This window comes from Arhodomonas sp. AD133, from assembly GCF_051195215.1.
Lineage (GTDB): Bacteria > Pseudomonadota > Gammaproteobacteria > Nitrococcales > Nitrococcaceae > Arhodomonas.
The window spans coordinates 1-12,092 of record NZ_JBNAZM010000078.1 but is presented as its reverse complement, the minus strand read 5'-3'; the positions used below and the strand labels follow the sequence as shown (position 1 = coordinate 12,092).

General features: G+C 65.5%; 1 protein-coding gene. It reads left to right on the top strand.

Annotation, left to right across the window (positions count from 1 at the left end):
- Positions 1-50: 50 nt before the first annotated feature.
- Positions 51-11,897 (top strand): right-handed parallel beta-helix repeat-containing protein, encoded by an 11,847-nt coding sequence (locus tag ACPEES_RS22235; RefSeq protein ID WP_435106474.1) that lies wholly within the window; start codon positions 51-53, stop codon positions 11,895-11,897.
- Positions 11,898-12,092 lie beyond the last annotated feature (195 nt).

Below are 12,092 nucleotides of genomic sequence, written 5' to 3'. Positions count from 1 at the left end.
TGGACTACACGCTGGAAGCCTGTGAGATCTATGCCAACGCCGGCGATGGCGTGCGGCTCGCCGGCGAGAGCGCGAGCACGGTCAGCGGCGGGCGGGTGTACGCGAACCTTGGTGATGGCTTCGACGTGGCCACGGCGGCGGGGCTGAGCGTCAGTGGCGCGGAAGTGTTCGGGCACACGGGGCTGGGCGTGCGCGCGGCGGCGGATGCCGGCGCGGTGACGGCGCTGGATGTGTGGTGGGGCGCGGCCGATGGCCCCGGCGGAGCGTTCGGTGGCTCCGGTGATGCGGTGAGCGCCGACGTGGTGGTGGAGGACGGCGAGCGCAGCTACCGCCGTGACGGCTCGGAGTTCGTCTATTTCAACGCCGGGGCGAACGAATACCGTGGCCACGGTCTGCCGGCGCCAATCGTCGGTGGTACCCCGTACTCTGGTTGGGGGAATGATCCCGGCCGTTCGGTGGTGTACGACATCGCCGAGGGACGAATCGACGCCGAAATCAGTGGCCTTTCCTCGAGCAGCGGTTACCGGGTGCTTGCTACTTACTTCGATGGCGATAACGAAACGGTCACGCAGAGTCTGGTGACGCCGGAAAACGGCCAGACACTCCATGCGCCGCTGACACTCCCGACTGACACCCCGGCTGTCTTCGGCGCAACGGTATCGGGCGATGTCATCTCTCAGGGGCAGCTTGCACTGAGATTCCGGCGTGAGACCGGAGACCGGGCCCTTCTATCGGCATTGCATGTCGTCCAGCTGCCGACGGACGATACCGGCTCGCCGGGTGAGCTAACCATGACACGACCCGATGACGGCGCCGTTCTGTCATCGCAGCGGGTCATGCTCCGCGGGCGTGTCAGTGACGACGTAGCAGCCGTCGAGCGGCTGGAGGTCGGGGTACGAGGGAATGCCGATAGTGCCACGAGTTGGTACCCCGTGGACCGCCTTCTGAGTGGTGGCGAGTGGCGTTACGAATGGTCCGTTACCGAATCGGGGACATACACGCTACGGGCGCGAGCGACATTCAGCGACGGTGCTGCGCAGCTCATTAGCGACCCGGTCACGGTCACGGTGGATCAGACCCTCCCGGCGCCCCCGACGGCGCTCAACGCGCATCCCGGCGCCAACGCGATTCGCCTCACCTGGCAACCTTCCACGGATGACACCACGAGCGGTGACGTCGATGGCTACGTCGTCGAACGTGCTGCCGGGGAAGGAACGCCGTACGAGCCCCTCGCAACGGTTGATAGCGGTAGTGATACCTACCTGGACTCGAGCGTCGAAGAGTCCGTGGCCTACCGTTATCGCGTCGCCGCCATTGACCAGAACGGCAACCAGGGGGCGTGGACGAATGTAGGCCCGGTCTCCCTGAGCGATGAAGCGGATACCACTGCACCGGAAGATGCAACGAATTTCGTTGCCGAACCTATGGCCATGTCGGATGGCCAGGCGGCAGCCATCGTCAAGTGGCAGGCGAGCCCCGATTCCGAAGGGGATCTGCTTGGTTATCGACTCTATGTCTCGGCGGATGGCGGTGAGAATTTCGGCAGCAATCCGCCGGATTTCGATGACCGGGTCCCCTATCAGCTCGGTGCGAACGCCACCATGAGCCAGCTTTCCGGCCTGGCGCCGGACGGCCAGTACCTCCTGCGGCTAACGGCCGTCGACGAGGTGCCCAACGAATCGAAAGGTGTACAGACGACCCTGGACACGCCCGGAACCGTGGAGACGCCGGCGACACTCGGCGGTGCCCTCGATGACGATCTGACTTTGGCGGGCGGTGTGTTGCATGTCACCGAAGACCTCGTCGTTCCCAGCGGGGTTTCGCTGCGATTGCGTGACAGTGTGACCCTGAAGTTCGCCCGGAACGCGGCGCTTCGGGTAAAGGGAACGCTCGCTACAGCTGGCCAGGCCGGACAGCCTGTCGTTCTAACGTCGGTCACCGACGATGCACACGGCGGTGACACAAACGGTGACGGTGCCTCCGAGGCATCGCCCGGCGACTGGTCCGGTATCCGGGTTAGCGACGGCGGCGACGCCCAGGTCACCCATGCGCGCATCTACTACGGGGAAAAGAACATTGTGTTCGCCAACGCCAATGGCGTCGTCACCGATAGTGACGTTCGCCATGCCGGCGATGTGGGTGTTTACTTGCGCCAGGCCGAGGTGCGTCTTGCCGACAACGAGATCGCCCGGAGCGTTAATACCGGCGTCGAAGCGTATCGCGGTAGCTATGACGATCGGGCAACGCGGCTCGTGCTCAACGGCAACCGCATTGCCGGGAATGGGAAACACGGCATTGACCTCGTACGGTCGCGGACTGAGATCACGGGTAACGAGATCGCCGAAAACGGTGCCTACGGTATCCATTCGGACAATGCCACCGAATTCCTCGATCGGCTTCGCGACAACGTAGTAACGGGTAACGGTACGCCTCTGAGAGTTGCCACAGCAGCTTATCCGGACGCTAGCAATACGATTTCGGCCAATGAGCGCCCGGTCATAGAGCTACTTGCTGGCCCGGTTGCGGAGTCGGTGACCTTCCGGCGCTGGCGCTCCTCGGACACGCAGGCGCCCATGCGGTATCGGATTCTCTCCGGAGAGGTCACGGTGTCGCCCGCTGCAGTGCTGACCGTCGAACCGGGTGTCGTGGTCAAGTTCTCGGACGACAGTGGCCTGAATGTGGACGGCGCCCTATCGGCGGTTGCCAGTGCCGAGCGACCCATCGTTTTCACGTCCTGGCAGGACGATGCCGCGGGTGGCGATACCAACGACGATCAAGCGCAGACCAGCCCGGCGGCGGGAGACTGGCGGGGGCTGCGCTTCGGCAGCTCGCCGCTCGATGGCCGCTCACGCCTCGAGCACGTAACCATCCGGTATGCCGGTGACGAGCGCGCCGCGGGTCTGGACATCGATGGGGCGTCGATTCGGTTCGAGAGCGGTGTTATCTCGCGGAACGCCGGTGCGGGCGTACGAATCACCGCGGGCGCGCCCCGTGTTTCGGGCAACCGCATCTGGGGTAACAGTGGTGACGGTGTGCTCGTGTCGGGGGGCAGCACCGACGCGGAAGTGACGTTCAACCGTCTCAGCACCAATGGTGGCGATGGCATCCTCGTTGAATCCGGCGCTCATGCCGGTGCCACCAATAACGTCCTCTTTGCGAACAAGGGCTTCGGTTTACGTAACACCACGGGCAATGAGATCGAGGCCACTGGCACCTGGTGGGGCGATTTCGACGGCTCCGGCCCCCATAACGAGCAATCCAATCCGCACGGCAACGGTGCCCGCGTTAGTGCGAACGTCGTGTATGAACCGTATGCCGAGAAAGCGGATACCCACTATGCGTACGCCAACCTCACGGCTGGGGGCATGGAGTACGCGGGGGATCTGCAGGCCCCTGAACTGCTTCAGGGGCGGCTGTCCAATGAGTGGGATGCGTCGAAAGATCGCGCCGGCCGGACCATGGCGTGGGATTCGGATCGTGTGCGCCTCCGGTTCGGGGGCGTCGACCCCGCGAAGGATTACACGTTGCGCGTCACCTACTTCAACGGCGACTCAACTGCGGTATACCAGCGGTTAGAGACGGCATCGGGCGAGCCCGTACATGGTACGCATCGCACCCCTAAGGGACATCCGACTCAATATCAGGTCGCTATTCCCAGCGACTACTACCAGGACGGCGAACTGGCGCTGGATTTCATACACGAGAATCCGGACACCTCTCTGCGGGGGGCGGTTTCCGAGGCCTGGCTGATGGAAGCGTCCGACGACGGTACTCCGCCGCGGTTCGACGGAATCGAGCTCGATGACATCGACGGCAGCGGTGGTCTGTCCGTTGGCGACCAGCTTCGTTTCCGCTTTTCCGAGCCCATGGATCCTGGAAGCCTCACCGGTGACGATGCTGCCAACGAGCAGTTGGCACCGAGCGGTGGGAACTATGGTGCGGACAGCGCAATCGAGTGGAGTGCGGATAACCGCGCTGTCACGGTGACCCTGAGCGACGGGCTTACCGTTACCGGGGGCGAGTCGGTGACCCCGACCGGTCTGAAGGACCGTAGCGGCAATCCCGTCGTTGGCACGCACACGCTGCCGACGGGCGATACGGTACGGCCGCGGCTGCTCTCGGTGGAGTGGCTCGACAACGACGGCAACGCGAACCTCTCCGTGGGGGATGCCTACGTCTTTCACTTCAGTGAGCGTATGGACCCCGCCGTTCTGGAGGACGGAACGGCGGCTGCCAATGCGCACTTACGGCCCGATGGCGGGGCGCGCTATGGCCGAACCAATCGCATCGTCTGGCAGGCCGACGGACGCGCTGTACGGGTAGTTGTGACCGACGGTTACACCATCGTTGGCGATGAGCGCGTCCGCCCCAGCGCCCTCGTTACCGATACTGCGGGGAATGCCGCGACCGGCAGCGTGCAGCTCCAGGGCCGAGACGAGACGCCTCCCAAGCTGACCGACGTTCGTTTCAACGATGCCAATGCGGACGGCCAGCCCTCGGTCGGGGATCGCTATGAGTTCGTTTTCGACGAACCGATGGATACCTCGGTCATTTCCGACGGCACCACTGAAGCCAATGAACACCTCTGGGCAGGTGGCGCGAGCTATGGTGAAGTCAATCGCATTAATTGGAGTGAGGATCGCCAGCGGGTCACCGTCACGCTCACCGACGGCGTCAATCTCGTCGGCGGCGAACGTGTGGCACCGTCGCCCCGTGTAGTCGACGTGGCCGGTAATCCGGCCACCGGTGAGGTGGAACTGCCGGTGGCGGATACCGTGGCACCAACGGTTACCGAGGTCCGGGGCTCGCATCCGCAACCGGTGTCCTGGGATGCTTCCTATCGGCTCGTCGTGCAGTTCGACGAAACCATGGATCCGGACACGGATCTCAGCGTCTCGGTGACGGACGCCAACGGTGAGCCTTTGACGCTCTCCGGTGACGGCCATTGGTCAGCCAGCCGCTTCCCGCACGACACGTACTCCACCGGCGTCGTCTACGGGCTGTCAAGCGCGGCATCGCCACTGACGGTAAACGTGAATGGTGGCGCGGATCCCAGCGGTAATGTCGTAGCCGTCAAAAATCCCGTTTATAGCGTCGAGGTGCAGGCGCCCGCACCGGCGATCACCAGTCATCCCCTCGCTCCCGCCGAGACCGTGCTTGCCCAGCGTTCGGTAACGGTGTCCGGCGAACGCCCCGCTGATACCAGCGTCTGGGTGAATGACCGTGAGGTGGTCGCGGCCGGCAGCGGTGATTGGACGGCGGCGTTGCAACTCCCGGAAGGGCGCAACGAGATCGAGGTCTATACCAAGGACGCGGACGGCAACCGCTCGGCCGGCGCGTCGCTGATCTTCGTCGTGGATACGACGGCGCCCACCATTACGGAAGTGAAGCCGGCCGACGGCGCCATGCTCACGGAACGCCCCGAGCGGGTGGTCGTCGCCTTCTCCGACGGTGGTACGGGGCTCGGCACGGATGCGTCCACTATGGCCCTTGCCACTGCCGGCGAGACGGTTCCGGGCGACTGGCGGTATGAAGCCGGCCGTCTCGTGTTTTCTCCAACGGTGGCCTTGGCGGAGGGTAGCTATACCCTCGAGATCCGGCTGGTTGACAAGGCCGGCAACGCAGCCGCCGCGCTGACGAGCACATTCCACTACGACGCCACGGCGCCGGCAGCGCCCACGGTCGAGGACCTACCAGCGTCCGTATCGGACAATGAGCTGGCCATCACCGGTACCAAAGAGCCAGGTACCGGTCTTCAGCTCAACGGTGAAGTCCTGGTGCCACCGGACGCGGAATCGTCGTGGAAAACAACGGTGACGCTTCGCGACGGAAAGAACACCCTCCGGTTTTCCGCCGTCGACCCGGCGGGTAACGAGAGCATGTCCGTGCACCGCACGGTGATGGTGGACGATACCGCGCCCGGTCCCGTGCCATTGACCGCCGGCGTCGGTGCAGATGGCACCTCGGTATCTTTGGACTGGTCCGCCTACGACGAGGAGGCCAACGGGGACGACATCGCCGAGTACCTCGTCTACCTCTCCGGGGCCCCGTTCGATGACACCGGTGACGCGGAGCTGGCCGGCCGTGAGGATGCCGGGCACTTCACCTACCAACTCGAGGGGCTGGACCGGAACCGTAGTTACTACGTGGCCGTGGTGGCCCGTGATGTCAGCGGCAATGTCACCACCGCCGTCACGGCGACCGAAGTCGTTACGGTGGATACTGATGCCCCCGGGGAGGTGACCGTCACGCGGACCGAGTCCCGTGCGTCCGAGGTCGTCTTCCACTGGCAGCTCCCCGCCAATGATGATGTCGCGGCTGTCAACGTCTATCAGGACGGCTCCGGACAGGCGGTGGCACTCGACCCGGGCAAGACGGAATACCGCGTCGATGGGCTGGGGAGCGCCGCGGCGGTGGCCGTGCGCATTACCACAGTGGATGATTCCGGCAATGAGAGCGACGGTGTGACCGTTACCGGCGTGACCTGGTTGCCGAATCCCGCGAACGTCCAGGCCGAGCCCCATAGCGGGATGCTCCGGGCCACCTGGCAGCCCTCGGGCCCGCGGCAGTATGTCGATCACTATGCGATCTACGTCAGCGATACGCCGTTCAACAACGTTACCGACCTGGATCCACGTGCCGTAGTCGACGCCGACAAGGCTGCGGGACAGGTGGCGGGGCTGACCAACGGCACTGCTTACTACGTGGCGGTCACGGCGGTGAACACCTCCGGCGGCGAGAACCCGGCGGTTCAGACCGTCGAGTCCACGCCCAAGGAAGACACGGCGGGTCCGGAAATCACGGCCGTACGTTACGGGGGCAACCCGCTGTCCGATGGAGCTCGGCTGGAGCGTGCGGCGGCGTTCGAAGTCGAGGTCGACGACCCGTCGGGCGTATCGGCAGTGGATCTGGCCGTGGATGGCTCCTCTCTGCCCGTCGAGAATACCCAGGGAACCTACCGTGCGCCTTATGCGCTCAAGCAGGCGGCGGACGGCGAGCACCGTCTCGAGGTCGTTGCGCGGGATACGCTCGACAACGAGACGAAGGTCACGCGGCGGTTCACCGTTGCGCTCGCGCCGCCACCGGCGCCCGAGATCACGTCACCGCAGGACGGGCTCGAGACAGCCAACGAAACACTGACCGTCACTGGTACAGCGGAGCCCGACAGCGAGGTGGCCCTCTACCACAATGGCGAACGCGCCGGCACGACGTCTGTGACGGCGGATGGCCGGTTCACCATGAGCGTCACCTTGTCGGATGGTGAGAATCGCCTGCGCGCCACGGCGACGAACCGTGCCGGTGAGGGGCCGAAGAGCGAAGTCGTTGGCGTCACCCTGGATACCGCCTTGCCCGAGGCGCCCGTTGGGCTGAGCGCGGACGTTGCCGACGGGGGAGCTGTGCAATTGCGTTGGCAGCATATGGGCGGGCCCGACGCGGTTGATCATTTCATCGTCTACCGGAGCACGACCGCGTTCTCCAAACCGGGCCAGGCCAGCCGCGTCAGCGACACCCCTGTTACCGAAACCGCGTTTACGGATATCCCCGGCGCGGACGGCACCTACTATTATCGAGTCACCGCGGTGAACGCCCACGGAACCGAGAGCGAACCGTCGTCGTCCGCGCAGGTCGACGTCGACGCGACGCCGCCGGTCGCCCTCGAAGTCGCGTATTCACCTCAGGGCGCATTCGACGATGAGACTGGGCGTATCGGTCCCGGCGAGGTTTCCGTGCAGGTGACCGTCAGCGAGCCGCTGCTGGCGAAGCCGTTCCTCAGCATCACGCCGAAGAACGGCCGCCCGATCTCCGTCGAGCTGCAGGCGATATCGGAGACCAAGTTCACCGGGCGCTTCGAGGTCACTTCGGACACCCCCTCCGGCAAGGCGTACGCCGTATTCTCGGCACGGGACGAGGCCGGTAACCGCGGAACCCGGATCGAGAAAGGGCGTTCGCTGACTCTCGACACCGCGGGTCCGGCGGTGGCGGGGCTCACCGTGTCGCCTGCCAGTCCGATAAGAACGGACCAGTCCGCTCCGGCGACGGTCAGCGTGACCTTCTCGCTCACCGAGGCCCCGGCCGAAGGGACCGCCCCCGAATTCGGTTACCAGCTTTCCGGAGACAGCCGTCCCGTGGTGCCCATCGACGGCCTGGTTCAAACCGGAGAGCGGACCTGGCGTGGCAGCTTCACGCTCCCGTCGGACGCTGGTCTCGCCGAGCCCGAGCGTCTGCACTGGGACTTCCGCGCCGTGGACGATCTCGACAACGAGGGCACAGACGTTCACGTCGACGAAGCCGCGCAGGTCTACCAGGGGGAACTGCCACCACTGGATGCGCCGCGTGGCCTGGACGCGGAGGCCCGGCCGGATGGCGCGGCGGCGCTCAATTGGGAAACCGTCGATGGCGCCGCGGACTATGAAATTTATCGTCAAGGACCCGGCGAGTCGCAATTGACGATGCTTGCGCGCTCGGAAGGCGAGACGGACTACCGCGACGAGACACCGAGCGACGGCCGTTATCACTACGCCGTCGCCAGCGTGCGCGAGGCGAACGACCAGACAGCGGTCAGCGCCCCGTCCGAGCCGGTGGCGGTGGAGACCGATTCCCGCGCGCCGAACGTGCCCACGGCGCTGGCGCTGGAGTTGACCGGCCAGGGCATCGTCGCCCGTTGGGAGCACGCCGCAGGCGACGGGGACGTGCGCTTCCGGCTCTACCGCTCGGCGGATACGGAGATTACGTCGGTGGACAGCCTGGAACCGGTCATCGACGACATCGACGGGCTCACCGCGCTGGACAGTGATCCCTCCGAGTCCAAGCACGCTTACGCGGTGACTGCTTTCGACGCGGCAGGGAACGAGTCCGCGCCGTCGGAATCAGGCTACCTCAATTTCAACCTGCTGCCCGTGGGCGAGCTGCACGTGGCGCAGCGCGGTGAGCAGCGCCCGGTGATTACCTGGGCGCACGACGTACCCTCTCTCGCCGGTTACCGCCTGTTCCTCGGCGCCGGCGATTCGGCGGAGGCCATCGGTCCGTCGCTGATCAAGGAAACGAGTTTCATCGATGAGGGCTTCCGCGGCGGTGATCGCCGTTACAGCGTCGTCGCCGTCGACCGCAATGGCGCACAGAGCGTCCCGCGCAGTATTCTCCTGCCCGACGTCGCTTTCTCCCTGAAGGAGGGGAGCTCACTGCGTCGCGGGCTGATGAATCGCGTCGTCTATACGGTCATCAACCGCGGCGACGAGGCCATCGAGCTGGCGCGTATGCGCGTTGTCGTCGACGGCCACCAGGCGCAGTCCCGGCCGTTCTCCCTGGAGCCGGGCGAGGTTCGGGACGTGTCGGTGGTCATCGGCGGGCACGTGGATCTCCCCGATGAAGTCAGCCTGGAGAGTGCGTTCGAGTCGCAACCACACCCCGGCGAAAGCGCCCGGGTCGTGCGAACCCGGCCCCTGGAGGTCGGCAACGGCGCGCTGGTGATGGATGTCTCCGCGCGCAACGTGACCCGCGGCGGTGACGGCGAAGTCCGGTTCACCATCGAGAACACCGCCGATGTGCCCATCGAGGTCGTCACCGCCCGTGACAGCGGTGACGCCGCCTCGGAAGAGGTCCGCTTCAAGCTGCGTGATGCCGACGGCAACGTGCTCGCCGTGGAGCCCATCAACCAGTACCTGGGCGACGAGCTCGTGGCCACGGCAAGCGGCCGGGTGGTCGCGCGCATCCCGGCAGGGGAGACGTTTACCAGCGCCTGGCAGGACATCCATGTCCCGTCAGCGGTGCCGGATACCGTCGAGCTCCTCGGGGAGGTGGACCAGCTCCACTATCGGCTCGGCAGCGACGAAGCCGTGGCCATCGAAGGCCTGTCGGCACGGCGTGACGTTACCGTTACCGAGCCTCCCTACCGGGCGACCGTGGACGAGGTCACCCCGGAGGCGTCGCTGGGGAACACCACGGTGGAAATCGTCGGCCGAGCCCTGACCAGTGACTCGGGGGAAGCGGCCACCGGCGTGCCGGTCAAGCTCGTCATCGAGGGCGGCGGCTTCGAGCGCGTGCGGGAAGTGTTCACCGGTGATGACGGTTCATACCGCTACGAGTTCGAGCTGCTGGCGAACGAGTCCGGTGTCTATCACGTCTCGGCGACGCATCCCGATGTCTCCGAGCGGCCGGAGCAGGCGTCGTTCAGCCTCTCCGGCCTGCAGGCGAAACCGGGGCGTTTCCGCTTGCACAGCGCCTACGACGTGCGCCGGAAGATTCCCGTGCGACTCTCGGTCGGCAACGGTCGCGCCATCGAGGACGTGCGGCTTCGCTACGTCGACGCCGATCAGCCGAACGGGACACGCCCGGACGGAATCGATGTGGAATTGCCGGAGCGTCGCGACGTGTCGCCGGACAGCATTGTTTCCATGCCGGTCCATCTCACGCCCGACCAGGCGGCCCCGGCCGAGGGGGAACTGGTCCTGGGCGTCGTGAGCGGCGAGTCGGCCGACGCGGTGCGCCTCGACACCGTGACCGTCGACTTCGAGTTCTCCCAGGGCACCCCGGCGCTGGGCTTCGAGCCGAGCTACCTGGAGACAGGGGTGGCGCAAGGCCAGATGGTGATGGAGTCCGTGTCGGTCAGGAATGTCGGCCTCGCGCCGCTGGAGGAGGCGCGCGTGGAGCTCGTCACCAAGGCCGGTGAAGCGGCGCCGGATTGGCTGAGCCTCGCCGTCCCCGGTGATCTTGGCACTCTGGCCGTGGGCGAGCAGCGGGAGGTGCCCGTCCGGATCAGCCCGTCCGATGACATCGCCGAAGGCATGTACGAATACCGCCTGCGGGTGACCGGTGCCAATCTCGCCCCCACGGAGTATGGCGTGTACGTGGCGGTGTCCCGTTCAGGCAAGGGCAATGCGCTGTTCAAGGTGTCGGACATCTATACCGCCACCCGCGACGAGAACGGCGACCTGATTCAGGGCCTGGCGAATGCCCACATACGCGTCCGCAACGTGCGCGTGCCGAACATCGAGCACACAGGGCGAACCGACGAAGCGGGCGAGATCCTGTTCGAGGATCTGCCGGCAGGCACCTATACGTACCGGGCCCGCGCGGATCAGCACCAGGAGGTCGGCGGTCGCTTCGAAGTGCGCGCGGGCATCACGCGACCGGTCGAAGTCTTCCTCGACTACGATCTGGTCACCGTCGAATGGTCGGTCGTAGAAGTGCCATTGGAAGACCGCTACGAAATCAAGCTGGAGGCCACCTACGAAACCGACGTGCCCGCACCGGTTCTGGTGACCGAACCGGGTAGCGTGAACCTGCCGGACATGGCGCCGGGTGACGTATTCCGCGGCGAATTCACACTGACCAACCATGGCCTGGTGCGAGCCGACGAGCTGCAGCTCGACATGCCCGGGAGCGACCGCTATTTCCGGTTCGAGGCCGTGAATGGGCTCCCCGATGCACTCGGGCCGAAGCAGAGCATCACCGTGCCCTACCGCGTGATCGCCCTGTCGTCGCTCGAGTCGACCGGGGATGGGTCAGGAGGCGGTTGTTATCAGTACGTCCGTAGGGCCGATGCTAAGTGCGAGTTCACCTGCGCGAATGGTGACCGCCGTGGCAGCAGTACGTCCTTCACCTGGACGAAGGCTGATTATTCCGGTTGCGGTTCACCATCTGACGTTGATCATCGCCACGATCGCGGGGAGGGGGATCCCTATCACGTCGGTGGCATAGGCGCGATACTAAATTGGGACGCGGGACCTGGCGGGGAGCCGCCCGTCAGCGCCTGTACGCCAGAATGCGAGAGTGGTTCGTGCTGCGAGGGACCTGGCGGTGGTCCCGGTGGTGGTGGCGGCGGCGGAGGCGGCGGTCCGGGAGGAGGCGGTCCCGGCGGTGGTGGAGGCCCCGGAGGAGGCGGTCCAGGTAGTGGTTAGCCAGCCCGAATTTTCGTAAAGTGGCGCGCAACCGAATACTGGACCGCAGAAAGCGGTTTTTTGGACAACCTGACACGAAGTAACGACTGACGATTGGGGTTCACGGATGAAAGTAATCCGCCAGGGACTGGTGGCGCGTACGCTGGCGTGCGCGCTGTGGCTGTGGACGGCGGCGGCGGCCGGGCGCGCGGGGAT